The organism is Aetokthonos hydrillicola CCALA 1050 (assembly GCF_017591665.1).
Taxonomy (GTDB): domain Bacteria; phylum Cyanobacteriota; class Cyanobacteriia; order Cyanobacteriales; family Nostocaceae; genus Aetokthonos; species Aetokthonos hydrillicola.
On the sequence record NZ_JAAKGC010000067.1, the window covers coordinates 1 to 24,820 of the forward strand.

The 24,820-nt window shown below is 40.9% G+C and carries 23 protein-coding genes and 1 pseudogene; 9 read left to right on the top strand and 15 right to left on the bottom strand.

Features of this window, described 5'->3' with window-relative positions:
- Positions 1-485: 485 nt before the first annotated feature.
- Complete coding sequence (locus tag G4P69_RS25970) at positions 486-1,547, bottom strand: DNA sulfur modification protein DndB (protein WP_208352244.1); 1,062 nt, start codon at positions 1,545-1,547, stop codon at positions 486-488.
- A gap of 284 nt (positions 1,548-1,831) precedes the next feature.
- Here G4P69_RS25970 and G4P69_RS25975 point away from each other — a divergent pair, with 284 nt between their 5' ends.
- The gene (locus G4P69_RS25975) at positions 1,832-2,020 is read left to right on the top strand and encodes a hypothetical protein (protein WP_208352245.1); all 189 of its coding nucleotides are present in this window, start codon (positions 1,832-1,834) and stop codon (positions 2,018-2,020) included.
- Between the two features lie 126 nt (positions 2,021-2,146).
- On the opposite strand, the gene G4P69_RS25980 is transcribed toward G4P69_RS25975, so the two are convergent.
- From G4P69_RS25980 to G4P69_RS26005, 6 genes are all read right to left on the bottom strand, one after another.
- Positions 2,147-3,643 carry a pentapeptide repeat-containing protein gene (locus tag G4P69_RS25980; protein WP_208352247.1) on the bottom strand — a complete coding sequence of 499 codons (1,497 nt, stop codon included), beginning with the start codon at positions 3,641-3,643 and terminating at the stop codon, positions 2,147-2,149.
- Positions 3,624-4,028: a helix-turn-helix domain-containing protein gene (locus G4P69_RS25985; protein ID WP_279606317.1), complete on the bottom strand. Its 405-nt coding sequence runs from the start codon at positions 4,026-4,028 to the stop codon at positions 3,624-3,626. The genes G4P69_RS25980 and G4P69_RS25985 overlap by 20 nt, the downstream gene beginning before the upstream one ends.
- A gap of 291 nt (positions 4,029-4,319) precedes the next feature.
- Positions 4,320-4,493, bottom strand: a complete 174-nt coding sequence (locus tag G4P69_RS25990) for a hypothetical protein (protein WP_208352251.1) — start codon at positions 4,491-4,493, stop codon at positions 4,320-4,322.
- 91 nt (positions 4,494-4,584) lie between these two features.
- On the bottom strand, positions 4,585-8,628 hold the full coding sequence (locus G4P69_RS25995; protein ID WP_208352255.1) for a tetratricopeptide repeat protein: 4,044 nt from the start codon (positions 8,626-8,628) through the stop codon (positions 4,585-4,587).
- A gap of 574 nt (positions 8,629-9,202) precedes the next feature.
- Positions 9,203-11,431 (bottom strand): tetratricopeptide repeat protein, encoded by a 2,229-nt coding sequence (locus tag G4P69_RS40305; RefSeq protein ID WP_208352257.1) that lies wholly within the window; start codon positions 11,429-11,431, stop codon positions 9,203-9,205.
- On the bottom strand, positions 11,371-11,841 hold the full coding sequence (locus tag G4P69_RS26005) for a hypothetical protein (RefSeq protein WP_208352259.1): 471 nt from the start codon (positions 11,839-11,841) through the stop codon (positions 11,371-11,373). The genes G4P69_RS40305 and G4P69_RS26005 overlap by 61 nt, the downstream gene beginning before the upstream one ends.
- Positions 11,842-12,111: 270 nt before the next feature.
- Between G4P69_RS26005 and G4P69_RS26010 the strand changes: the two genes are divergently transcribed.
- The 4 genes from G4P69_RS26010 to G4P69_RS40500 all read left to right on the top strand — a co-directional run bounded on the left by G4P69_RS26010 (position 12,112) and on the right by G4P69_RS40500 (position 14,759).
- Complete coding sequence (locus G4P69_RS26010) at positions 12,112-12,675, top strand: hypothetical protein (RefSeq protein ID WP_208352262.1); 564 nt, start codon at positions 12,112-12,114, stop codon at positions 12,673-12,675.
- A gap of 257 nt (positions 12,676-12,932) precedes the next feature.
- Positions 12,933-13,601: a hypothetical protein gene (locus G4P69_RS26015; protein ID WP_208352265.1), complete on the top strand. Its 669-nt coding sequence runs from the start codon at positions 12,933-12,935 to the stop codon at positions 13,599-13,601.
- Positions 13,602-13,831: 230 nt separating this feature from the next.
- Positions 13,832-14,485, top strand: a complete 654-nt coding sequence (locus G4P69_RS26020; RefSeq protein ID WP_208352269.1) for a hypothetical protein — start codon at positions 13,832-13,834, stop codon at positions 14,483-14,485.
- Between the two features lie 55 nt (positions 14,486-14,540).
- Positions 14,541-14,759 carry a type II toxin-antitoxin system YafQ family toxin gene (locus G4P69_RS40500; RefSeq protein ID WP_390693094.1) on the top strand — a complete coding sequence of 73 codons (219 nt, stop codon included), beginning with the start codon at positions 14,541-14,543 and terminating at the stop codon, positions 14,757-14,759.
- A 116-nt stretch (positions 14,760-14,875) separates the two neighbouring features.
- On the opposite strand, the gene G4P69_RS26030 is transcribed toward G4P69_RS40500, so the two are convergent.
- The 8 genes from G4P69_RS26030 to G4P69_RS26065 form a co-directional block, all read right to left on the bottom strand.
- Complete coding sequence (locus tag G4P69_RS26030) at positions 14,876-15,418, bottom strand: hypothetical protein (protein ID WP_208352277.1); 543 nt, start codon at positions 15,416-15,418, stop codon at positions 14,876-14,878.
- 873 nt (positions 15,419-16,291) lie between these two features.
- A complete protein-coding gene (locus G4P69_RS26035) occupies positions 16,292-17,536 on the bottom strand; it encodes a deazapurine DNA modification protein DpdA family protein (RefSeq protein WP_208352281.1) in 1,245 nt (414 codons plus the stop codon).
- A 407-nt stretch (positions 17,537-17,943) separates the two neighbouring features.
- A complete protein-coding gene (locus tag G4P69_RS26040; protein ID WP_208346372.1) occupies positions 17,944-18,222 on the bottom strand; it encodes a hypothetical protein in 279 nt (92 codons plus the stop codon).
- Between the two features lie 121 nt (positions 18,223-18,343).
- On the bottom strand, positions 18,344-18,769 hold the full coding sequence (locus tag G4P69_RS26045) for a hypothetical protein (RefSeq protein WP_208346374.1): 426 nt from the start codon (positions 18,767-18,769) through the stop codon (positions 18,344-18,346).
- A gap of 16 nt (positions 18,770-18,785) precedes the next feature.
- Complete coding sequence (locus tag G4P69_RS40505) at positions 18,786-19,028, bottom strand: Mo-dependent nitrogenase C-terminal domain-containing protein (protein ID WP_208346370.1); 243 nt, start codon at positions 19,026-19,028, stop codon at positions 18,786-18,788.
- A gap of 51 nt (positions 19,029-19,079) precedes the next feature.
- Complete coding sequence (locus G4P69_RS26055) at positions 19,080-20,072, bottom strand: DNA cytosine methyltransferase (protein ID WP_279606319.1); 993 nt, start codon at positions 20,070-20,072, stop codon at positions 19,080-19,082.
- A 36-nt stretch (positions 20,073-20,108) separates the two neighbouring features.
- Positions 20,109-22,106 carry a hypothetical protein gene (locus tag G4P69_RS26060; RefSeq protein ID WP_208352287.1) on the bottom strand — a complete coding sequence of 666 codons (1,998 nt, stop codon included), beginning with the start codon at positions 22,104-22,106 and terminating at the stop codon, positions 20,109-20,111.
- Positions 22,107-22,246: 140 nt separating this feature from the next.
- On the bottom strand, positions 22,247-22,549 hold the full coding sequence (locus G4P69_RS26065; protein WP_208352289.1) for a hypothetical protein: 303 nt from the start codon (positions 22,547-22,549) through the stop codon (positions 22,247-22,249).
- 248 nt (positions 22,550-22,797) lie between these two features.
- Here G4P69_RS26065 and G4P69_RS26070 point away from each other — a divergent pair, with 248 nt between their 5' ends.
- The 4 genes and pseudogenes from G4P69_RS26070 to G4P69_RS40510 all read left to right on the top strand — a co-directional run.
- Positions 22,798-23,064, top strand: coding sequence for a hypothetical protein (locus G4P69_RS26070; protein ID WP_208352291.1), 267 nt, complete (start codon positions 22,798-22,800; stop codon positions 23,062-23,064).
- A 279-nt stretch (positions 23,065-23,343) separates the two neighbouring features.
- The gene (locus tag G4P69_RS26075) at positions 23,344-23,679 is read left to right on the top strand and encodes a ribbon-helix-helix domain-containing protein (RefSeq protein ID WP_208352295.1); all 336 of its coding nucleotides are present in this window, start codon (positions 23,344-23,346) and stop codon (positions 23,677-23,679) included.
- Positions 23,669-24,334: a hypothetical protein gene (locus G4P69_RS26080; RefSeq protein WP_208352298.1), complete on the top strand. Its 666-nt coding sequence runs from the start codon at positions 23,669-23,671 to the stop codon at positions 24,332-24,334. Before G4P69_RS26075 ends, G4P69_RS26080 begins: the two co-directional genes overlap by 11 nt.
- Before the next feature lie 118 nt (positions 24,335-24,452).
- A pseudogene (locus tag G4P69_RS40510) lies at positions 24,453-24,536 on the top strand (CHAT domain-containing protein); the annotation flags it as partial.
- Positions 24,537-24,820: the final 284 nt, after the last annotated feature.

A 24,820-nucleotide genomic window follows, 5' to 3' on the forward strand; every position in this document is an offset into this window, starting at 1 on the left:
CTGGTGCGGCATTCCTCGCTCTTCACAATCCCCAAAGCATCCAACCCCGAACACGCTGCTGAAAACGCGGGAGCCGGGGAACTCAATCTGACCCAAACCGAACTTGATCAAATCGACGCAGCCTTCCCGACCGGATCTCGTCCCCGCGTGCTTCCCATGCTGTAAGCCTGATTGGCTCACCTCTAGGCTGCTTGCTCATGAATTGAAGGCACCGCGCTGATGGAAAAGACTTGCTAGCATTTTTGCCTAGCCGCCCACCATTTAGGAGGTTGGCATCGTTAGCTAGTCAAGCTTCCTTGATGGGGGAAAGTAGCTTTGCTACTTTCCCCAGCCGCCACGCAATGGCTGAAACCGTTTCTCTAACAACTTCAAAGAATTTTTTAGGACTATACCCCGTTAATGAAACCTCATTTTACGTTATGTGCAAATGCTAAAGGCCGACTCAGATGTACTGAATCGGCCTTCGCTCAAGAGTCGAAGGAAAGTTAAGCAGCTAAAGCAGCACCCTTATCAGCAGAGTTCATTACTCGGAGCAAATAATTTGTCAAATAATCCCTGTTACCACTGCGAGAGAGCATTTTTCCTTTTTCATCAACAACTTGGTTTTTCCAATCTGGATTCGCCTTAGACCAGTCCATCTCTTTAAGAGGCATGAGCAAGTCTCTGACCTTGAGCGGCTCATCCTTACAGTTGCCAGCTAAGACCTTTCCAACGTCTCCTAAAGCATCAATAAACACCCCATGAGAGCAAATAAAGCCTTTCCTGACATCTGTGGGGGTCATGCTTCCATTGTAGACCGCTTGCCATTGCGGAATAATGTCGAAGAGGGTATGCCAGAAAGTTTTACAGTACTGAGTGTCAAATTCTTCGTTAATACCAGGCATCATTCTTTTAGAAGCATTGTATAGCCATCTATAGACAAGCAGTTTTGGGCTTTTCTTGGTAATGTTGGTCTTCTCTTTCTCTACGAATTGATCTGAGAATAGGGGAACATCGTTGATAATATCGTGGATCGCCTGACTAAGAGGGTCGGCTCCATAGAACAGCGTTAGGTTTTTCGAGACTGGCTTTGCTGTGTTATTCAGAACTTTGAATAATGTTTGGGCTTTGGGAAGATCAATATTCAATAGAAAGTCTACAGTGATCGCTTCATCTTCAAACTTAGCTGCAAGCTCTTCGTTCTCTATGATTTCTCGTATAGCTTGCGAGCGGTGTTGACCGTCCAAGACGCTATACTTTGACCGCAAATGGATTTTAAGTAGCCCGTTTGAAGCATCATCCTTAAAGGGGGTAAACTTCACATCACCTTTGATGGAAACAACCAGCGGGGGGAGGTAGTAATCCTCATTGTTTTCAATGTACTTGCGGATGTCAGCCGCGTGTTTCGGGTCGAGCAGACGCTGCGATCGCTTTTCCGGGGGAACGTCGCCTTCTACAGGTGTAAAACGTTGGGCTACAAACGAAAATGGAACAGATGCGCTGTAGATTTCAAGTCCTTGTTTATTTCTTTTTATCGCTGATATTTGATATAGATTATTTGAACTCATTCCAATTTTCCTTATGATAAATTCTTAATTTAAGCGGTACATTTTTTGGAATGTAGCGTCAAGAAAATTGATATTTCGTAAAAGATTTTTTGTATTTTTGCTTTGACATTAAAGTCTATTCAGAAGCCAGATACTCTCGTTTAAGTAACTTATATCAACTTCTTTTTGTAAAAATTCTATTAGTTCTGCTGTTTTCTTGCCTCTGGCTTTATTTCCTAATTGCACAAATCAATTCGTTGATTTGTTCATTTCCATGTATCCAGGCTCAAAACAAAGGAGTTAGTATGGATTTTTTGACATTAATTAATAATGCTAAAGAAGCATTAAACGCGATCGCAGCACATGACGAGTTTGTTCGCCTTTTAGAATTAGAACTGTGGGACGACCCCGCAATTTCTTTATCAGATGCAAGACAAGCTCTTGACGACCTAGAAAAAATTTACGAATCTGAGGTGCAAAATCCTTCAGGCTAATGAGTAGCTTCTTTGATACACCAAAATCTCTTGAAATTGGTGTATCACCTTTCCATTTTACAGACAACAAAACTGGAGAACCCTTCTAGGCTAAAAGTCGTGAAGGTAACATGATCTTGCCCAATGCTACCTACCAGATTTTGAGTGAGCCTTTTTCTCGGATTTAGAAAACATTTGAAGCAGAAACTTTAATTCATCGTAATCAAGCTGCAATTTGTGGAATTGTTTATAGCTTTCTCCCTGACCAGGCTGTGCGTTGAACCCAAATCTATGTGAAGGATTGTTCCTGGAAGGGAAGAACGAGAACACTTCAACTGCCTGATCCTTGGGAATGTATTTTCCTTCATTGATAAGCCAAATTCTCAAAGCTTCCCTTAACAGCAGTGATAGATATGTAATTTGTAAGCTGGCTGTGTTTCGCAGGCTCCAGTTTAAGTGAACCCCTGCGGTATACCAAAAGCTTGTGCCTTGAAGCCTTCTCAATTCTTGTGCTGAGCAAATTTCTAGCTTGCTCTCAGTAAATTCTCCCTCGTTAACCTGCTCTTGAAGCGTAAGGGCAGCGTCTTCAGTGAGCGGCCAATGCATTACAGCTCCAGCAATTATCTGTTTTTGGAAGAAGAGAGCCTTGATCCCATTCGGGTATGCTGCCCACCATTTCTTTAGCGTGGCAAGATCCAGGGTAGGGGAGGGGGATTTATAGGAGATTAACTCATGAACATGCTGAAGCTCATTGGTGCTGGATATATTGCGTACTGAAAATTCGTCAAGGTCTGCTCCTGCAAGATCTAAAGCACTGGTGTCAGTATCTGATAAATCTACGCCAGTCCAATCGACTAAGGCTCCTTTAGCGCCTTCTAGATTGGCATTACCAAACTTTGCACCGTTGACATTGGCATTGCTGAAGTCTGTCTTCACACAGATCGCACCAGATAAATCAGCGCCTTGCAAGTTAGCTTTTTGCAGGTTGCTTTTAGTTAGGTTTGCATCCATCAGCCATGCTTGACTTAGGTCAGCTTTTCCCATGCGGCAGTGACTCAGGTTAGCGCTAATAAATTCAGCACCAGCGGCGTTGATTTTTGAAAGATTAGATTTTTCCAAATCTAAGCCGACCAGGGTCTCATCCTGCATATCGTAGCCAGTGAAATTTCTCTTACCTTCCAGGGTGTGTTCGTACCAGAGCTTCAAAGCTACTGAAGCATCATATCTAATGTCACAGGGTTTCACGATATTAATGCTTGCGCCCTTGAAAGCAGTCGGATCGTGCGTCACAATCCCATCAAGCTCCCAGGCTTCTAGACAAATAAGTTCAATTTTATTCTCAAACAGCAAATCGTAATATCCAGGTGCCAATCTCGTATCGGTCAAGTGGTGGTCTTCTAAGAAGCAGATTTTATTATCACTTTTCATTTTCGTGATAAACTTGTTCGCCCAGTCACTACCACCTTGTAAGCGACAACAGAAATGGGCTTTTTGAATTGCGAGGTCTGTAATATAAAATTTTAAGTTTTCGCTTTCTATGATCTTCCAGATGATTTCATAGTCATGTTCTTCGATATATTTGTGCTGACCTCCGTCCATCAAGCACTTTAGAAGGGTGTCATGGTTAAGTAGTAGATTTTTCATTTTGCTTTATGGTGAGGGGCGATCGCAAATCTTCCCAGACCGCGACTCGTGTTTTAGTGGCTCTGGCTCTCAGTGCTCTGGTATTTTTACCCTGGGCTGATTTGTCTTTTTTCGTTCTTCTGGAGTTAGAGGGTTGGGGGGAAGGTGTTTCCTCAAGTTCTGTATCAGCTATGTCTTCGTCATCTGGTACGTATTCCAGTAAATCTCCAGGCTGACAGTCAAGTGCTGCGCATAATAGATCCAGAGTGGTATCTTCTAGGCGGCTAGGCATACGTAAGCTGCGGAGCTTAGAAATCGTAACTTCATGGAAATTTATTAAGTCAGCAAGTTCTTTATTTGACAAACCCTTTGCTGCCATGAGAGTTCGCAAGTGGAATTTTATCATGGTCTGTAATAGAGGCGATCTTTTCCTCTATTATAGACCATTTTAAATGTATCGGCTTATCTGTGGTGAAAATTAACTGGTAGGGCTAAAGTGGGGAGGGGAGGGCGATCGCTATTCTTCTCATACCACGACTAGTGTTTACTGGTTGTGACTCTCCTCGCTCTGGAATCTTTGCTTAGCTTAGGCTGATACGTTGTTGTTTTTCAAGTATAATCTCAAATTTATCCAGAATTGAAAATTCGGTTTTCTATATCTGGCGAAAACTCTGGCTTAATGACAGATACTTTTTTCTTATCGAAGATTTTCTATTAAGTTCAAAATGCCAAACCACCGTCCCATACGGGTTTCAGATCTAGTGATCGCATCGCAAAAATAAATAAAGTTGAGATGAGTGTGATGGGTTGAAGGTGATGCCTCAGCTTCTGCCTCAGAACGATAACAACCGATGTAATGATTTATTTTCAACGTCGAGAACAGTTCTTTTATATCCAGTTGTTTAAACCGCTACAGCTAGAAGTTTCCAACAGCATTTCTCTTTGTATTCTTCTAGAGAACTTTAACGGGGAAAATCAGGGTCACGGTAAAGCCTTGTTAAGTTATTATAACTGTTAACAAATTCAGGGTGCTTTTTTCCTACCAGGGTTTGGAAAATTCTTAATGCCTTCATAAACCAAGTTTCGGCTTCGATATATTGCTTTTGAGAGTGACATATACTTCCCAGATTATTATAGCTAATTGCACTGCTAAAATGTTCTTCTCCGAACAACTTTAGTCTAAGTTTCAACCCTATTAAATAATAGTTTTCGGCATCGTTGTAGCGCCCTTGATTTTGGTACAGTACTGCCAAATTATCGTAACTGTTGGCAGTTTCAGTGTGTTCTTCTCCCAATAGTTTTAGTCTAAGCTTCAGCACCATAAAATAATAGTTTTCCGCTTCGTTGTAGCGACCATTGTCACGGTACATTATAGCCATATTGTTGTATGTGATGACCACATAAGAGTGTTCTTCTCCTAGCAGTTCTTGCGTGAGTTCTAAAGCCTTAAGATACAAGCTTTCAGCTTCATTGTAGCGCTCCTGAGCATGGATCACTTCTGCGAGATTGTTATAAGCGGCAGCGGTATCAAGGTGTTTCTCTCCCAGAAATTTTTGGCTAAGTTCCAGCGACTTTGAAAACCATTTTTCAGCTTCACGGCAACGTCCTTGGTCTCTATACAGTCCTGCCAGATCGCTGTAATTTTTGGCAATATTAGGATGTTCTTCTCCTAGCAGTTCTTGCGTGAGTTCTAAAGCCTTAAGATACAAGCTTTCAGCTTCATTGTAGCGCTCCTGAGCATGGATCACTCCTGCGAGATTGCTATAAGCGGCAGCGATATCAACGTGTTTCTCTCCAAGCAGTTTTTGCCTGAGTTCAAGTACCCTCAGATACCAGGTTTCAGCTTCGCTGTAGCGTTCTTGTTCATAGTATATTCTCGCCAGATTATTGTAAAAGGTAACAGTGTTGGGATGGTATTGTCCCGGTGGTTCTTGCCTGAATTCAAGTGATTTAAGACACCAAGTTTCAGCTTCGTTGTATCGTCTCTTGTAACGGTACAGTACCGCCAGATTGTTGTAACTGGTGGCGATATCAATGTGGTTCTCTCCAAGTAGTTTTTGCCTGAGTTCAAGTACCCTCAGATACCAGATTTCAGCTTCGCTGTAGCGTCCTTGGTCACAGTACAAATTTGCCAGATTGTTGTAAATGGTTGCGGTAGCAGGATGTTCTTCTCCTAGCAGTTTTTGCGCGAGATCTAATGCTCTCAGATACTTGGTTTCAGCTTCGCTATAACGTCCTTGGACACGGTACAATCCTGCTAAATTGTTGTAACTGTGGGCAAGATCAGGATGTTCTTCTCCCCACAGTTGTTTCCTAATTTCTAATACTCTTAGATAGTTAGTTTCAGCTTCGCTGTAGCGTCTTTGGTCACAGTACAGTCCAGCAAGATTGTTGTAAACGGTGGCTGTGGCGGGATGTTCTTCTCCCAATATTTGTTGCGAAAGTTCTAATGCTTTGAGATAATTGGTTTCAGCTTCGCTATAGTGTCCTTGGTCATAATACAGTCCAGCAAGATTGTTGTAAACGGTGGCTGTGGCGGGATGTTCTTCTCCTAACAGTTGTTTCCTAATTTTTAATGCTTTCAGAAAGTTGGTTTCAGCTTCGCTGTAGCGTCCTTGGTCATGGTACAGTGAAGCCAGAGTGTTGTAACTAGTGGCTGTGTCGGGATGTTCTTCTCCTAACAGTTGTTTCTTTATTTCTAAGGCTTTCAAAAAGGTGGTTTCAGCTTCGCTGTAGCGTCCTTGATCACGGTAAAGTTTTGCCAGATTGTTATAACTAGCGGCGACAAGAGGATGTTTTTCTCCGAGCAGTTTTTTCAAAAGCTTTAATACTTTCAGATACTTGGTTTCAGCTTCACTGTAGCGTCCTTGATCACAGTGCAGCCCTGCAAGATTGTTGTAACAGGTGGCTGTGTCGGGATGTTCTTCTCCTAACAGTTGTTTCCTGATTTCTAAGGCTTTCAAAAAGGTGGTTTCAGCTTCGTTGTAGCGTCCTTGGTCACGGTACAATGAAGCTAGATTGGTGTAACTGTTGGCTGTGTCAGGATGTTCTCCTAACAGTTGTTGCGAAAGTTCTAATGCTTTCAGACAATTGGTCTCAGCTTCGCTGTAGCGTCCTTGATCATGGTAAAGTTTTGCCAGATTGTGGTAACTGGCGGCTGTGTCGGGATGTTCTTCTCCTAACAGTTGTTGCGAAAGTTCTAATGCTTTCAGACAATTGGTCTCAGCTTCGCTGTAGCGTCCTTGGTCACAGTACAGTACAGCCAAATTGTGGTAACTAGTGGCTGTGATGGGATGTTCTTCTCCTAACAGTTGTTGCGAAAGTTCTAATGCTTTGAGATAATTAGTTTCAGCTTCGCTGTAGCGTCCTTGATTCAGGTATAGTGTAGCCAGATTGTTATGACTGATGGCTATATCAGGATGTTCTGCTCCCAAACGTGATCGCACTATATTTAAACATTGCTCATACAAAGGTTCTGCTAATACGTACAAACCTTGCTCTTGATAGAACCTAGCCGGTCCATTAAAGAAATTAATTAAATTATCATCTTTGATTCTAGCTGTGTGTTTTAGTGCAACCTCGGCTAAGTGTGGTATAATACTTTTTACAGAGTTTATTATTTCTTGGGTAATTAAATTGGGAATTACCTTAGCGATCTCCACAAAAGTTTCTACGAAAGCCTCTTTTATTTTGTCGGCTTGTTCTGGTACTTCAAGTAGTTTTAAGTGGAAAAACTCTCTTATTAATGTATGAATAATAATATAATCTTGTGGATCTTCTAACCATTTTATCAAATGGCGATCATAAAGCTGCTGATTTGCATCATCCAACTTTTCCCAATTTAATTTTTTCGCTGTTGTTTCTACCCATTCCCAAGCAAAAATATCTGGCGCGAACAGACTTAGTAACGTACCCACATTTCTTGCAGGGGGCTCAAGTTGTTCCCAACTCAACTCAAACGCAGCTTTCACTCCTTTCTGTGCCGTACTAAACGATTTTTGTAATGTTTTATCCTCTGGGTTGATAGATTCTTCTTTTAATCGCTGGTCTTCCAATCGCCGTAACATTTCCTCCAATTTAAAACTAGGACGTTGTTTCACAATATACCGTCCAACCAGTTCTATCCCTAAAGGGAGGTATCCCAACCACTCACATAATTTTCGAGCGGTTTCTGGCTCTTTTTTAACTCGATTATCTCCGATCAATGCTGTCAAAAGCTTTAAGGCTTGTTCGGGTAATAAAACATCTAAAGGAATGTCTATAATGTTTGGTTCATAAAGTCGTAGTCTTGTTGTCATCAATACCCGAAAGCGGTTTATTTTGGGGAAAAAGGGACTACAGCTATCAAAATCTGTAACATCGTCCAAAACTATAAGTACTAATCCCTCTGGTGGATGCCAATTTTGCCAACACCACTCCACCTTTTCTTCAACACTCATTAACCTTCCACTTTTGTCTTTTTTAGGAACGTTCAGGTGCTTGGCGGCCTGAATAATATTAGAAGCTAAATTTGATCCACTTGCATTCAACCAGAAGATGCCGCCTGGGTAATCAGCCTCATGCTCGCGAGCAAATTGAATTGCTAATTCAGTTTTTCCAACTCCTCCCATGCCAGCTACCGCAGAGATCACTACTTTAGATGATTCCTGGAATGCCTCGTCTATCGTGTTTAATTCTTGCTCTCTTCCAACGAAATTAGCAGAACCATGATGAGCTAAGTTTTGTATGGGGTTTATAGAGCGATCGCTCTGGGGTACATCACCAGCTTGCTCTTCTTCTGGAATAGGCAGTCCGGCTATTTCCCACCATTTAAGACCCAATTTAATGCAAATAGCTTTAAAATTCCTAGTGTCTATAGGTACCCCTTGAAAAAACTTGTTAATCGTACCTTCGCTTAAGGGGATTTGTTCAGCTAGTTCCTTTTTTTGAATGCCTTTTGATTTAAGAGTTTCTATAGCTTTATCTATTCCAGCGTTACATGCATTGATGCTTCGTGTACTCGCCATATATTGATAAAAGAAATTGAAATGTAAAGTTCACCCACAGTACTTTGATTGTTGATGGGTTTTTAAATTATACAACTTAAAAACATTTTTATTGAAATCCGGTTTTGGTATGTTGTAGTAATTATAGAGAAAATATTACATTTCAGCGAAAACATTAAAATGTTTGTCTGTATTATTATTAATATTTGTGTTTTTTAATTAAAATATATTAATTATAGGGTTCGTTCTCTATCGCTCTTCAAGGAATCCCAGAAATAGAAAGCTTATGATATGTCAGGTAGTCTTGCTTCAGTTCTAGAAAAAATCTAAGAAACTCACAAAATAGATAGCTCTACTTTCAAAACTGTCCAATATATCTATGATCGCAAAGGGACAGCTTTGAATGTTGTAGCTCAACAATGTCTAGACAATAAAAATCGCTCTCTTTGACTGATCACTAGCTCAATGTTCACTCTCCTGGCATAATTACCCAGCGATTCTAAGCAGCTGTCCTCAATGAGGATCGATACGTCGTTCTCCACTTATCGAGTATTAGAATTGATTGCCGCTACAAGGGGAAAAATATACTTTAAAATTAGATTTTTGCGAGCTCATCTTTACACTTAAGTGTTTCAGGATGGTATTCTCCTAGCTTATTTTCATAAATTTTCAACGCTTGTAGGTAGTAATGTTTCGCCTGATCACGTTGATCTTGAGATGCATAAACGCTTGCTATACCTTCTAAACTTTGACCTACGTGAGGATGGTCATTCCCCAACAACGACTCTCGCATTTCTAATGATCTCTCAAATAGGGTCAGGGCCTCTTCGTATTTTTTTTGACAAGCGCAAACATTTGCTAAATTGTAAATACTACCTGCGATCGAAGGGTGAGCTTTGTCGAAAAATTTTTCTTTAATATTTAAAGCTTCTTTATGCAATTCTTCTGATTCTCCATATTTCTCCTTATACTTATAGATTATCGCTAAGTTTGAAAGAGTTATTGCATATTCTAAATGTTTATCCCTAGCTAGAAACTTTTGTATTTCTAAAACTTGATTGAAAAGAGCTTGTGCAGCATCATATTTGCTTTGGTATAGAAGAACAGATGCCAAATTATTCAAGCTAGCTGCAACCTCTGGATGCTTATCGCCTAATATGGCCTTTCTTTGTTCTAAGGCTTGTTCATAAAGTTTCTGAGCCTCACTGTACTGCCCTAAACGTATATACACGCCTGCTAGATTATTTAGAGTGTTTGATGTATCGATATCTTGCTTGTCAACAAAAGATTCTTCAATTTTTAGTGCTTGTTCATAACGTACTCGGGCTTCTGCATATTTTCCTTGAGCAGTAAAGTCTAAAGCGAGATTGCCGAGGATCGTTGCGTATTCAAGGTGTTGATTACCTAGCTTTTGTTCTTGTATTTCTAAGGCTTCTTGGTGAATTAATTGTGCTTTTTTATATTGTCCTTGCGCATAGTAAACATTTCCTAAACTGCCTAATATATCTGCAACCTTGGCGTCTATATGTCCAACATCAAGCCTTAATTTTGATAATATGTATTCTAAAATATTTACAGAGCGAGAATACTGTCCTTGCAATTGATGAATTTTCGCCAAATAATGGCGACTGTCTGTCACAACAGGGTGATCGTCGCCCAAGCGTGATCCCATCACTGATAAACTTTGTTCAAGTAAAGGTTGGGCTAACGCATATAAACCCTGTCCCTCATAAAATCGTGCTAACCCTATAAAAACGTGGGTTAAATCTTCATCGTTAACTGCGCCAATAAGTCTTTCTTTTAATTCAGTCAAATGCGGCATGTCATCTTTTACCGACTGAATTAACTTTAAAGTTGGCGCGCGCGGAATTATTTTAGCGATCGCCACAAAATACTCTACAAAAGCACCTTTAATATCATCGGCTTGTCCAGAACGTTCTAACTCCATACCCATGAAGTCTCGAACTAAGGGATGAATGTTATAATAAGCGCCGTCTTTCTTCAACTTTTTAATAAAATGTAATCTATTAAGCTGTTTTTTTGCATTTTTGATATCGGTTACGGTCCAGCCGAGTGATTCACTTATGGATTCAACTGTATCCCAAGAAATTTCAACTGGGTCAAACAAACTCAGTAGCTGACCTATAAGCCTTGTTGCGGAATCAAATTTCTCCCAGCTCAACTTGAAGGCATCTTTTACATCTAACTGAGCGGGACTATCAGCGCCAGGGTCTTGGTTTCGCTCAAGAGCTTCATCATCAAGTCTATTCGCCTTTAGTTGTTCCAAGACTTCTGACAAAGAAATATCTTTTTCATATACTAAATAGTATCCTACTAATTCCAAGGCTAACGGGAGGTAACCCAAATTTTTGCACAATTCCTGCGCAGCTTGTGGTTCATCTTTTATGCGGTCATCTTTCTCAGTTAGAGTGTTAGACAAAAGTTCCAGCGCATCGTCTGGCGACAAAACATCTAGATTTATCTCTTCAATGGTACGAGGATCTAAATCTTGCAATCGTGTAGTTATTAAGACTCTGAAGCGTTTTTCTGTTGGCTTTGCTTCTTTATAAGTTTCCCAGCTTTCTTCGGTAAGATCATCTAATATCACTAGTGCCAGACCTTCTGGCGGTTTCCAGTTTCTCCAGAAATACTCAGCTTGTTGTTTGACAGTGAGGCGCTGCCCGCCAAACTCATCTGGTATTGTAATCCCTCTTCCTGGCGCATAAGCCTTTATTTTTGATATCATTGGCGCATCTCCAAGGGTTAACCAGCAGTATCCTCCTGGATAGTCAGCTTCATGTTCATTTGCATACTGTATTGCCACTTCTGTTTTACCAACGCCTGCAAGTCCACAAACCGCAGATATAGCAACACAGTTTTTTTATCTAGCGCTTGATGGATTGCTGCTAACGTGTCTCGACGACCTGTAAAATTTTTAGAACCCACATAGTCGGTGGCATATGAGGGGCGATCGCTTTGGAGTGCTTCACTAACTAGCTCTTCTTGTGGTATGGGCAGTCCGGCTATCTCCTGCCAAATAAGACCCAATTTACTGCAAATAGCTTTAAAATTCCTAATGTCTATAGTACCCCCTTGAAAAAATTTGTTAATTGTACCTTCGCTTAGGGGTATATTTTCAGCTAGCTGCTTTTTTTGAATGCCTTGTAATTTAAGAGTTTCTTTGGCTTTGTCTATTCCAGGGTGACATGCCTTGATACTTCGAGTACTAGCCATAGGTTAATAAAGGAAATGAGAACGACAAGTTCACCCACAGCATTTTTAATTCTTGATGGGTTTTTAAATTATACAACTTAAAATTATTTTCTAAAAACCTTGTCGTGGGAGCCGTTTAGGGATTCAAGGTAAAAACTTATATTTGTGCAAATAACTGTAATATTTTTCTTTACTATTATTAATATTTGTGTAATTTAATTAAAGTAGGTTAATTCTAAGACTAATCCTTTATTGCGCTTCAAGGAATCTCAGAATAAGAAAGCTTATGATATGTCGGGTAGTATTAGTTCAATCCAAGAAAGAATCTTGGAAAAGCATAAAGTAGATAGCGCTACCTTCAAAACGGTGCAATACGTATATGATCGCAAAGGAGCAAATCTGGATGCTGTAGCTCAGCAATGTCTAGACGATAATATTACTTTATCAAATATTACGAGAGTTGTTAACGCCACCCAAAGCTCAATATTTTCTTTGATAAAAGAAGAAGATGTTGAAGATCTCTCCGCGAGGAGTAAGCAAGAACTAGTAAAAATTTCTGATGAAAGAAATATACCTTTAACTACCAGAGAAAAACGAGATACTCGGTATTCAGGGTTGGACAGTTTTTCCAATTCCTCATTGAAACTAGATGGGCTTGATGAATACAACAAGATTAGAGAAAGTCTTCGTTGGATTAACTGCTTATGCGAATTCTACACGGGAGAATCTCTTCTCAATGAGAGCGGCTCTACAATACCACATACCCAAGAACAGCCCAGTCATATAATGCCTGAATCAGATCCTTTATATGAGTCATGGCTTGCAGGTTATCTTCAGTGCGATCTGAGTAGATAGCCCTCAGGCAGCCACTTCCAGTATCTTGCAGTTAAGTTATACCTATCTTGAATTAAGTTGAAATTGGGCAAAGCTAATTTTGTGGTTAGCTTGAAATAGATGAAATTCAGGATACAAACCTGAATAAATAATTATACGAAGCCAGCCTTACTTCCATTCGTGGGGGTAGTTATTACAAATCCCCCACCTCCCCTTGCAAACGCGATCGCTCATCTACACGATCGCCTGAAAATCCAACAATAAATTAGGAGAGCTATATGCTACACGCAGCGTCAATTTCCTTTGAAGCAATAACTAAATCAGAGCAAAAAAAATCTGCTAACAAGTATATAGATGCCCATAATGAGGCTTTGAACACTGCTGTTATATACAAAATTAAATCTGCTAGCAGATTATTTTCAGAACAAAAAGAAAATTTTCCATTCATTAATGTCGATACCGATTTTAATCCAATAAGGAGCAAAGATCTTTCTCATTACTATGGGTATTATTTATCTCAAATCACCACGAAAAAGAAGTCATTATTTTCAACCACAGTCGATGGAGATGATAGTCAACATGTGATCGACTTGATTCTCGAAAACCTTCAGGACAATTTTTACTTGACTCCGGATAAGCCAATTTCTCCAAACGTCACAATTCATAGTTTAACTGTCACTATGTGTATCAAGATTTTGGATATTCCATTTGCGCAAACTGTGCAGCCAGCTTCATTTATAAGTGATATTAAACCCAAACTAACCCACCGTACATGTAATCACACTTCAGATCAATCATTGGAGTCTTGGCGCAATGCGGTCAGCAAAGCCTATAATTTATCACCAGTGGAATCTGCATACGTATTTTTTAAGCCGTATTGCAACCCGCAAGATACTACGTCAAAAAGGATAGCTGAAGCTATAGCGATGAGGAGTACTCGTAAATAAAGCGGGGAGAGTGATCACATCCGCAAGCGCGATCGCTCACCTTTACAAAATACTGGCAATGTCAATCCTTTGTACATTTTAACATACCTTAGCTTCGGTGCTAACAAAACTTCAAACGCACGTATAGTCCACGTGCTGGGGGAATTCATCATGAATACCCTCAGCCGCTGCCTGGAAACGCGACCGCCTTTACAAGCGATCGCACTACAATCTATCCCCAATAAATAGTCATGAGTATTTTTCTGATTGTTGAAAATGTTGAATATCAGCAAATATACACTGATGCAGCGTATAGTGGTTATGAAATCGACAAACTATGGGAAACCGACTTACTTAATCATCTAAGCTTCATCTGTATTGACCCTCGAATAAACCTAGAGCCTAATTTAGATATAGAAAACGAGATTGTTTCGATCACCAAGGATAGATCTCGTTCCCGAAACAGAATCTTTGATGTCATGTGGAAAATCCGAGTCACAACCAAGGCGCGATTATTAATAGATGCACCATCTATGGAACAAGCGGAGAGTACCGCAGAATCGTGGCTTGGTCAAACCATTGCAATTGTTCCTTCAGACGAAAAGCTTATTTTCAGATTTAACCCTGATGACCTGAAGCTCAATTTTCATCTTTCTGACATTGAGCAGCTACCAAGTAAGGCTGACTCATTTAGGTTGGAAGAAGAGGAAATATTATGTCCCCTTCTATGCCCATTTTGTAGTCACAAAAGTAGATGTAGCTGTGACTTTGATAATCAGATGGAGAAAAATCGAGAGTACATTGAAAAAAGTTATGGCTTAAATCATGAAGAGGCGTTTTTTACCTTTCATAGTCCTGCTGGCACTTTGCACAACCGTCTCGGCAATATAGTCAAATACTTGTAACCCCATCATGACTACAGTGGTTCAAACAAAGCTATTTTGCAAGGGCATCAAAAGAATGAGCAAGCGTCCTTACAAATTGGACAAATTGGATCAAGTCCTTGACAAGCTAAAAAAGGGAGTTCAGTTGCCAAGGTCTAACTGCAACCATCCTCTACTGGGATACAAAAACCTTTTTGATGTCCATATATATGGAGACTGGATTCTTTTGTACCAAAAAGAACTCGGCGTGCTGCGTCTTGTCGCAACCGGAACTCACGCTGATATTTTTGGGTGAATTGAGTGCGATCGCTCATCCTTGAAAGGGGGCGATCGCTCTTCATCAGTCGAAAATTTAGCTTAACCAGTTGTTGCTCTGCAAACGGCGACTAAGCTCAGCATATTGCCTGTACATTAGACAGCAAACTCAACAAATACTACATATTTGTTAACTCCCTCCCCTATCATGGACAAAGCCGTAACGCCATCAGATTGGAAGTCATATTCAAGAAATGTGTCCTGTAATATATCAAAACGTTCCAAGTCTTTTCCGAACGTTCTTTCCATAAAACCAGCAAAAATTCTTATATTCCACCAATCATCCTGGGTCATTTCTGCTCCACACCTAAACTTTTCCATAGCTTGGATAGCTTTCTCAGTAAAGACTTTATCCATTTGAAAATTTTGTTTACAGTAATCGTTAAGTTTACTGATCGAGTTCAATTCGGATATGTCTTTAATCCCATTTTCGTCATGTACATAGTGCTCATCCTCAGACACGCAACCTATAACAGTGAAATATTCGTATCCAAAATTATCAGTGTTCTTTTGAAGAAAACAATCAACATCATTGCAAGCTTGTTGTGGACTCTCAGCGTTGATTACAATGAAATGTAAAACGTGCATAAAATCACCTCTTTTTACAACAATCGGCAAATTAGCAATAACTTTCAGCATTCCAAAATGATGTTTATCGGAATGTAAGGGACGAGTTTAATTCGCAAATATCGAAAAACTCTCCAAACAAGGCAGCAGCGCACAAGTTATTGAAATGAAGCCCAATATCAGAGATTCGAAAAATAAATATGTGATATTACTTACGTTTTTGATAACTTAAGGTTAGACTGAAGTACTTGTTAATATTGTGTTGGTTACTGTCTATAGGCTACAAATTAATTCACAACATTTCTGGATGCGATCGCTAACCAAAAAACTATCTACGTATTTCGACTTTTTATGCAAACGGTCTAAAATTCAAATTTATGCGTACTTACGAGGTTTTTGATTTTGGAAGCTGATGCAAGAACTGCTCTTGAAATCCTGGCTTCTCGCATTTTTGGGGAAGCAGTAACATTTCTAGTAATATTCTTGCTCAATTTGTAAACTTTATGTCTGTGGATCGCCTAACTGTGGTGGGTAAGCTCTACATGTCAATAACATTGACCCACAATCAAGCACCAAAGACGCTCTAATTCTAACCATAACATTAACAATATTCGCGCAATGCTGACTAATTTTCTGGATCGTTGACTCCATCTCACGTACTGTGATTTCACCACTTACTGGGCATTTCAGGCCACCTACGAAACTGTTTATATACCTTTCAAGATTGTACACTTCCAAATGCTTATCTTTAGGTTTATATCTAATCTCTATATAACTTCCTGGCTGAGGATTCTTGGAAACAGGGCAACAAGCGGGGAGATCGAGTTTGTGGGTCTGAAAAACAGGCACAGAAGAGAACTGGTTGGGCATGAACAAAGGTAGTGGCATTTGTTTAATCTCATTTGAGTAAAAATTTTGCAATTTCAGTCTTTTAAAAAGCTTTATCTAACCCCATTCCCAAGTCTTCTTGAAAATTTGAGTCACAATATGATGAGAGCCTTTTTTTGAATTAATAGCGCTTTCAACAAGTGGTAATTGGTCTGGGGAAACATGATACGAAATCGTCTTCCACTTGCCGCTTACTTTCACCTTAAATCGATATTGTGTTGTTTGAACTTTACGTTCTTTATCTCTATAAAAATTGTATAGTGTGCCGCTAGGTTCCTTAAAGTCTTGATAGTTATTGCCTCGTTTTTTGATTCGAGTGATTGATGCATTGATACGAGCGATCGCCTGATAACAAGCCTGCTCTTGCTCTTGTGTATTGCTCGTTCGCAGATACGATTCGTAAATTAGCTTCTCATACTCCAGATTTGTAATCGGATCGTTGCTTCCCTTGTATTTTTCACTGCTCCTCCCCTTGGATAAACCAGCGGCAGCACTATCGGCGCTGAAAAGTAGTTCTTGAATTTCAGGAACACCCAGCGCTTCTTTCTTCAGTCCAAAACCATGTAGCTGAAGATCAGGCCGCTCACCTTTAATCGCCTGCAATACTTCCAAGATGGCGCGAGGGTTGCCATTGCGCTTGCACACGCTGCCCACGCCCACCCACATACCAGGTAGGAGGCGATCACCATATAATTTGATGCACTGTACGTATTCTTCTGGCTCGTAGCCTTGAAGAACAGGCATCAAGTATATGCCAGAGTCTTCGAGAAGAAGGAGCAGTTCATCGTAGCGGGCGATCGTCTTTTGTTGTTGCTGGGCTACAGTGGTATTGTTCAGTTCAAGAACAGCCTTCTCACACATATAGTCTTGGGTAACTCCTGCAAGCAGGTTAGTTAATCCAGCCCACTTCCTAAGATGTGCAGCGTATTCTTCGGCGGGTAAGTGTCCATCGAATTGAGGGAAAAATCCTGATTCACGAGCAAATGCCGCTGAATCGATAACAAGGCGTTTATGCTCGAAGCTAGACAATCTATTACGCTTACCCGTAAGGCGATTGATACTGACGAGACAAAATTCAAATTCGCCACAACCAGACCTGCCATTTGTGGGCTGATGAAAACCATTGATAAAGATGGGTTTTCCTAGTACTAAAGGTATGATTTCTGGGATGCGAGCGCCTGTGTAAGGCTGAACATATTGAGTAAGTAAAGGTTTTGGTTCTGATACACCAAGTTCATTTTGGTTTGGTGTATCAGAAAAAAAGCGTGTTTCTAACCTGGATGCTGTTAAATTAAGTTGCATTGTTTTGGGAGTAAAAAATACGACGATTAACGCATGAAACGATTAAATATGCGTTTCTGTTGCAGCGTTTACTTAAGAAAGATTATTTGCACTTAAACAAAATTTGGAATTGAAAATTGAGGCAAGTAAAACCCCTGGCGGAGAGCGGGGCGGGGATTTGGGAAGCGCTTCGCTTTCAGCCGCTTGATAACCCCTGCCCTGGAGAGTGCATTCTAGGAATTCCCGATCAGCGATCGCCAGGGCAGAGGTTGTCGCGTCTAAATTCCCAAATCCCCTTGAGTCTAAAAAAAACTAAGCTTTCTTTGTTATCGCGCGATATCCTAATAGTTATCGTCAATGACTTTATTAAGCTTAAGTTTAAGCACTGACTTACACATAAGTTAACTGATCTTAAAGGGGAGATATTCTCACCAAATAATTGGAAGTTGAGTATTTCCAGCAAAATAAATCCGTCCTGGAAAAGCCGATAAAATGCTCAAGGCTATTTGCAGGTCATGGGTAATCTCAGGGGGACAATTGTTTATCTTATGTATTAAATCCTCAAAATCCTTGCTAGATAATTTAGTGGCTGTATCATCACGATGTTGTCTCAGTACTTTAGAGAAACATTCTGCTCTCCAGTCTTCTTTGTTATTCACCTCAATTAAAAAGTTTAACTGAGTTTCTGAGAATGGGCAGTAATTCATAATAAGCTTTCTTCTTATTGAATCAGTGAACAGTGCATCTTATGCAATGATTTGCATTTTTGAAGGGCGATCGCTTTTAGTTTGTAGTAGAAATTTTGCCGCTTCAGTGAACAGTGCTGTCCTAACTGATAGTGAAATCAGGACAGTTTTCATCTTGCCAGCCGTAAGGATGAATTGCACACACTAACGTATTTCCTCCATAAGCCTGCCCGTGAAAATTCTGGCAATTCTGACAATGAGAGTAGAGACTCTTTGATTTTATGTTTGACGCAGTTGATAATTGTGTAATTGGTTGGCGATCGCTCTTTTTATCAAAGTAATCCATAAAAACTGCACAAGCACAAAAGGCAACAGATCCTCCAATCAGTAAACAAAAGCTCTCTCTTTGAACATGGGTGATATCGGACTGAATTGATTCAAGTTTTTTACCCGCAAAAATTATGGTATTTGCAACAAGTGTTACGGTTATACCTATAAAGGCTATGCTCATTAAGAAAACGCAAACGACTCCAATAGCTGTTAACAATGACCTTAATTTTGTATTCATGATGCAAAACCCAAACTCACTTCAAATGATAATGACCTTCTGCTAGAAAAGTCGATGCTTTAAATTTCACTTGGATTAATGCACCATAGAATGGATTTAGTTTACATAATGGCGGAATGTGGATCGCTTTATTCCCTACGATAAATGTCTGTTCAAAAGGACAGGAGTCAGGGATAACTCGACAAATAATTTGAGCTATTTGTATTTTGAAAGACAGCCTGAAACTTGTGATTAGTGTGACAGATATTGATGGTTTCATAATGTTTGAAGTTTGTTTATGATAATTAAGCGATCGCCTTGGTTTGACGGTCTACATTTCTCTGCCAAAATTTATTAGAACCAGGGCTTTGAAGATTTCCGCAGCGCATTGTGGTACAACTGCGTTTCCCAAGGCTTTTAACTGTTCTTTGTTTTCCCTACGGATGCTCTGGTATTCTGCGTAGAGTTGGCGATATTCTGCCTGCTCTTCTGGCGCAAGGCTTCTAATTTCTTCACGACTAAGGCGAGGGAAGCTGGGGATTGTTGCGAATTCAAGCTGCTCTTCAAGCTGTTGGTGTCGCAGCAAGTATTTGTCCAGTTCGTTGGAAAGCCCATCATGGCTTCCACAAAGCGTGGATTCAGGGAACATTGTGGAGACACCCCTATCGTGTACCCTAGAGACGCTCCGCTCTTTGCTGGTGTGCGCCAATTGTCTTTGGCATCGATCGCAGCTGGTGTCGGCAATCGCTTTTTGGCAAGAGCAGTTGCAAGATGTAACGTTTGACCTTTTTTGTGGGCGATCATCCCTGGGTGTTCCCCATCTATCGCTTTCGGAGTAGGCAATAATCCAGATTCGTTTGCGCAAGTGGACGGCTCCCACTGCGGCAGCGGAATAAATTCCCCAGAGACACACATACCCCATCTCGGTAAAGCGCCGGATGATTTTACGGAAGAATTCTCCTTTTTCAGCACTGAGAAGTCCTGGCACATTTTCCAGTACTGCCCACCGAGGATGTACATCTTCCAAGATTCTGAAAAATTCATCAAAAAGGTTTCTTGGATCTTGGGATGCTTTTCGCTTCCCAGCCAAGCTAAAGGGAGGGCAGGGGAGTCCGGCAACGATGCCGTCAATAGTTGATATTCCGAGGTGTCGAAGGGTGTTGGCTGATACATCTTTAATATCGGGGATAATCGGCACATTTCTAAAACGTTCAGCGAGTATCTGTTGGCAGAAGGGGTTTATTTCAGAAAAGGCAACTGTTTCAAACCCTCCTGCGATTTGCATCCCTAGAGTCATCCCCCCAACGCCAGCGCATAGTTCCAGGACTTTTTGTGGGTAGGTGACGGCGGGTTTACGCTGTCAGAAGGTCAATACTTTAATATCTGACCGGCTTGTAGCAACAATCGTCTGATTTTCGGGTGTTACAAACTTCCAAATTTCATCTTCCTGACTACCAAATTCCCTAACGGACTGATATTTACAGCCCCGAATCGGCTGTGCCATTAGACCTTGTGAAATATCCTTCACTTCAAAAGCTAACAGTTCAAAGGTGCTTTCCAGTAGATTGAATGGAACCCAGTCAACGGCATGGGTTTTGAGAGCTTCTTCGTTCTGCTCAATATATTGGATGAGGAACTCTTGAACCTTTTTGCTCTCTTCGGGCGAACACTTTTCAAGCAGTTCAGTTAGTGACTGGCGATCGCCCTTGACTTCCCTTTCAATATCACTCCAACTCGTAGCCGCTTCGAGAATAACTTGCGGGGATTTCACTTCCTGAGTTTTTTCAAATTCACTATATGGTTTCCAGATATATCCCGATTCCCCATCATCGATATACGCCCCTAATCTTGTAAGGCGAACAATGTTGCTGGGGAAGGTTATTTCATCGACTTTGTATTGAACAGAATCACCCACACTAAGCCCATATTCTGTGAAAATATCTTCAGCAAGTTTGGCTTGTAGCGTTGTTCCTTCTTCATTGGAAATTGGATGCAGGTGGATGGCATAAATGTCCGTCCATGCGGTCTTATCTAATCGAGAGACTCTGTGAACAGTAGTCCCTTCATCCAGTAGTTCTACTATCTCGCCTTCCCATCCATCTCCTGTGTTTCCAACTTCTAATAATTTTATTTGCTCTGTTTCCGTGATTTGAGAAGGAGTTAGTGAGGCATCAGATTCTTGATAAGTGGTGGGGCTTACTTCTTCAACTACATCGGCTTGGTCTGGTGTTTCCGGCAGCACTTGCTCTGCTGTGTCTTCCAGTGGTTTTTGCTCATCGTCGTTTAGTGGACGGGGGCAGAAACAACCGTATAAATCAGGTAAAGTGTGTTTTTTGACTTTCTTTTCGCCTGAATACTTGAGATTTATAATTCCGGCTTTTGTAACCTTGCTAACTGTTGCTGAGGGTTTGTCATTCCAATGCAATGTGTCGTTTACATTGGGGTAGGCGATCGCGCTTTGCGGGCAGCGCTTCGCTATCGCCTCATGTTCTATGGAGTAGGGGAGGGGAATTACTGCCTGATTCTCTGTAGATTCATTGCGATCGCCTGATAGGTTAGGGGAGGGGCGATCGCTAAGATCTTCTGGAGCTATACTCTGTGCTTGAGTCTCAACGTGATTGTCTAATTCTGCCTGGGCTATATCTTGCTCACATGGTTCTTGGGTTTCATCTGTGAGTTCATTCCCTAAATCCTTCTGTTGAACTTCATCCACATTTGTTAAATCAAGGAATGAAGTTTCTGTTTCAGGATTGATGCCAAATGATGATGCCAAACTTAAACGTGCTTGGATGGACTCCATCAGCCACTGTGTAGGATGGGTTCCATGACCTTCAAAGTCCTGCTCAATTTGATTTGCTTGTTCTCCACTGGGTATCTCAATACATAGATCGCCACCACCAGCCTTGCGGCGACCAATGCGTCGCACAGGTTTTTTCTCTTTTGGCACTGGAGGGATGCGAAGATCCTTCATTTTTTGGGCAACGGATTGCTGAGTGTCTTCATAAGTAATCGCGTCTAATGCAGGCTCTAAATTTTTTGCTCGCAACTGGATCAGCATATGAATGCTAAGTCTTTCGGCTGCCTGTGAAGGGATCTCGTCTGCTACCTCTGCCATTTGAATAAGCTTATTCGCCTGCTTAATGTCTATATCAGCAGCTTCGAGCATTTCCTTATAACGCTTTGGGCTGGTTCCTTTTACATCCCCAAATGTTCTACCAATGTCTATCAGAATATTGGTTGCTGTTGGCCAAGAGGCGATCGCTCTATGAATTCTCTCTACATCGCTTAATCCGGTTTCTTGGGTTTGGTAGGGAGGGGCAGTTGCTGTGGTTGGGCGATCTTGTAGGGTGGTGGACATGTTATGATCTCTCCTGAGTTTTAATGCGTCGCTCTAAATTGACAGTTAGAGCGTTTTTTTGATTAACTACAATTAGGCTTTGCATTTAATTTCTTATTGTATCGCAATTATCTAAAAGTTGCGCGAAACAATGTAAACTTTCACGCCGCTTCTGCGGTTTCTTTGTTGATTTGGTGTATGACCGCGATTTTGAGGGCATAAGCTAGAGCAAGCTTGTGATGATGCGGTATACCGGAAAAATTAATGTCGGCTCCCCATTTCCTCACGCTCGAAGCACACACACCTAAAACCTGGGCTAGAAGTTTGACGCACTTGCGTCTATAGGATGCATGGACTTCATGATTATTTATTTCGGTGGCACTTAGGTGGTTAATGCCGAACCAGATTCGGCAGAATTTTCGGGGCTCAATTCCTTCGTCGGGCAAGAATGATGTTTCAAGCATGGTTCTTTCCTTGCGAAAATTGCGCATATTTTTATATTAGATTCTATTAGATGTTTTTAGAATCTAATAGAGATTTCGTAATGTTTGTTTACAAAAAGAGCTGAAATAGCTAATCAGTCGTTAAACTGAGAGGAAAACATCCATTAGAGTAAGTGTGAATCTATGTGATGGCTGGAAAGCAATCAGATTATAAAAGACCGCGTGTAATTTTCATGTGTTCAACAGGGACCAAGGAGGCATTACTAAAGTTGGCGAAGCGGGAAAAGCGAACCCTCAGTAACTTAATTGAGCGCATTGTTGACGATGCCTTAGCTAATGACCAAGTAAGCCTTGAAGGAAAGGCAACAAAAAATATCTCAGGCGACCCTGGTGGACTTGCACTTACTTTTTTAAATAAAATTTTTAGTGGTAAACCCCCTACAGATATTGAGCGAGAATCTTTGGCAAACAGTTTAGGAATAGATCTAAGTAAGGTAGACGCCTTAGTGGATCGAGTACTGACAGAAAGTAAATGACTTGGGTTAACAAATTAATTTGTGATCGCGTTGAGGACCTCGTTAATGTCCCCAGCGCTTTTTCATTTGCTTAATCCCAGCAGCATGATCTGAGAAATAATCCCCACAAGCGAAAGTTTCTTTCATCATCATAGTTACTATTCATTGCAGTGTTCAACACAGCACTGCCACATTTAACAATAGTTAACGAAAATTGCAGCTAATTAGCGTTCAAGATACACTAAGAGCTGTTTCCAGTAGAAAGCAATGGCAGCACGTAGATACAGAAGGCCACGATTAATGTTTGGCCTTGATGAACAAATTAAAGAGGAAATCGAGCAATGGGCGGAACGTGACGGGAGAACACTATCGAATTTGGTTGAGCAGATGGTTCTTGATTCCTACCACAGACGAAAGGCATCAGGGGCAACGTTCAGAAAACCATATCAAACAGAAACACCTGAAGACTTATCATCAAGTAAATTTTTGTTAATGCTCGCTTCTGGGGCAATCCCTAGCGATGAAGAGGTGATTGAAGCAGCCCGTGAAGCCAAGCTGGATGCTCACGCACTTTTGGCGCTGCGCGATCGCTGTTTCCCCCAACAACCCAACATTAAAACACCCCATGAACCTTGAAGAGCTATCAAAATTGAATATCGGATTTTCTAGGGACGCTTTGGTGCTGAACGTGCAAACCAAGGAAGAAGCTAAACAACTTCTTTACACGAAAGCTAAAGTTTTAGCAGTCTGGGCAAATAAGTTTGGGCGCAGAGAATTTCTGATAAATTTCCCTGGCTCCGGTAATTCGCCCTACCAAATTCCCGCGTCAATCGCAAAAAAATATATTAATAATGATATGAATAACTTGATCGTAATGCCTGGAATTCAGATCGCTGAGATGAAGCTATCATTGCCAATCCTACGGGTTTTTGGAGAGTTTCTCGAATACCCTGAGCGAAAATCTGGTTTAATTAGATTAAGCGATGAGAGGCAAATTGCTGTTTCAGAATCAAGCAGGGCATTATTTTGGGACTGGACTTTAGAAGATGCTGTCATGCAAAGGCGATCAAACTACTGGTACTTGCCAGATTTGGCCGAAGTAAAAAGACTTACTCAAATTAATTTGGAACCAGACAATCCTAACAGTAGGGTAGAATTTTCTTGGCGATGCCCAGGAGAAACTTGGCGAAGATATACAAACGAATATAGGCTTGTAACCGATGCCTACGGTACGGTGTATCAGGTTAGTACAAGTTTTGGTTATGAGGAAATATCGGCACCAGTAGTTTGAAAATCAACAACTGTAGAAGGATAGCCCTTGGCGGGCGGATGAATATAAAATGCCAACTTATGACCCATTGTTGGTAAAACCCCCAAGGTGGTGATGCTGCTCACAGCACCAAACCCAACTCGACATGCTAAATAGTGAAACTTATTCCCATCCCTATTACTGGGCTGCCTTCATCTCATCCGGTGATAGGACTGGACTTTAGTTGGGACAACAAGCTTTTAGCACACTTACATGCTTTCAGGATTGCTTTGTAACCCGAAGGCTGCCGTCCCAAACTCCATTTAAATAAAACCCAATTGCACGTATCGCCTCAAAATCTACAACGTCATGCACATAGGTAATAGCTGACCATTCCTTAAGCTCTAAATTTTCTTTCTGAACTACAGTTTCTTAGTGAACTTAGCCAAAAATATTATCTATTTACGTAAAAGACCTGCGGAATGTGAGTTTATACTAATAAGGGGTCAAATTTTACTGAAAACTGAT

What these genes read in the sequence shown, in the direction of transcription:
- G4P69_RS25970 (WP_208352244.1), bottom strand. Translation starts at nt 1,547, where the DNA reads ATGAGTTCAAATAATCTATATCAAATATCAGCGATAAAAAGAAATAAA.
- G4P69_RS25975 (WP_208352245.1), top strand. Translation starts at nt 1,832, where the DNA reads ATGGATTTTTTGACATTAATTAATAATGCTAAAGAAGCATTAAACGCG.
- G4P69_RS25980 (WP_208352247.1), bottom strand. Translation starts at nt 3,643, where the DNA reads ATGAAAAATCTACTACTTAACCATGACACCCTTCTAAAGTGCTTGATG.
- G4P69_RS25985 (WP_279606317.1), bottom strand. Translation starts at nt 4,028, where the DNA reads ATGATAAAATTCCACTTGCGAACTCTCATGGCAGCAAAGGGTTTGTCA.
- G4P69_RS25995 (WP_208352255.1), bottom strand. Translation starts at nt 8,628, where the DNA reads ATGGCGAGTACACGAAGCATCAATGCATGTAACGCTGGAATAGATAAA.
- G4P69_RS26005 (WP_208352259.1), bottom strand. Translation starts at nt 11,841, where the DNA reads ATGGCTAGTACTCGAAGTATCAAGGCATGTCACCCTGGAATAGACAAA.
- G4P69_RS26010 (WP_208352262.1), top strand. Translation starts at nt 12,112, where the DNA reads ATGTCGGGTAGTATTAGTTCAATCCAAGAAAGAATCTTGGAAAAGCAT.
- G4P69_RS26015 (WP_208352265.1), top strand. Translation starts at nt 12,933, where the DNA reads ATGCTACACGCAGCGTCAATTTCCTTTGAAGCAATAACTAAATCAGAG.
- G4P69_RS26020 (WP_208352269.1), top strand. Translation starts at nt 13,832, where the DNA reads ATGAGTATTTTTCTGATTGTTGAAAATGTTGAATATCAGCAAATATAC.
- G4P69_RS40500 (WP_390693094.1), top strand. Translation starts at nt 14,541, where the DNA reads ATGAGCAAGCGTCCTTACAAATTGGACAAATTGGATCAAGTCCTTGAC.
- G4P69_RS26030 (WP_208352277.1), bottom strand. Translation starts at nt 15,418, where the DNA reads ATGCTGAAAGTTATTGCTAATTTGCCGATTGTTGTAAAAAGAGGTGAT.
- G4P69_RS26035 (WP_208352281.1), bottom strand. Translation starts at nt 17,536, where the DNA reads ATGCAACTTAATTTAACAGCATCCAGGTTAGAAACACGCTTTTTTTCT.
- G4P69_RS26040 (WP_208346372.1), bottom strand. Translation starts at nt 18,222, where the DNA reads ATGAATTACTGCCCATTCTCAGAAACTCAGTTAAACTTTTTAATTGAG.
- G4P69_RS26045 (WP_208346374.1), bottom strand. Translation starts at nt 18,769, where the DNA reads ATGAATACAAAATTAAGGTCATTGTTAACAGCTATTGGAGTCGTTTGC.
- G4P69_RS40505 (WP_208346370.1), bottom strand. Translation starts at nt 19,028, where the DNA reads ATGAAACCATCAATATCTGTCACACTAATCACAAGTTTCAGGCTGTCT.
- G4P69_RS26060 (WP_208352287.1), bottom strand. Translation starts at nt 22,106, where the DNA reads ATGTCCACCACCCTACAAGATCGCCCAACCACAGCAACTGCCCCTCCC.
- G4P69_RS26065 (WP_208352289.1), bottom strand. Translation starts at nt 22,549, where the DNA reads ATGCTTGAAACATCATTCTTGCCCGACGAAGGAATTGAGCCCCGAAAA.
- G4P69_RS26075 (WP_208352295.1), top strand. Translation starts at nt 23,344, where the DNA reads ATGTTTGGCCTTGATGAACAAATTAAAGAGGAAATCGAGCAATGGGCG.
- G4P69_RS26080 (WP_208352298.1), top strand. Translation starts at nt 23,669, where the DNA reads ATGAACCTTGAAGAGCTATCAAAATTGAATATCGGATTTTCTAGGGAC.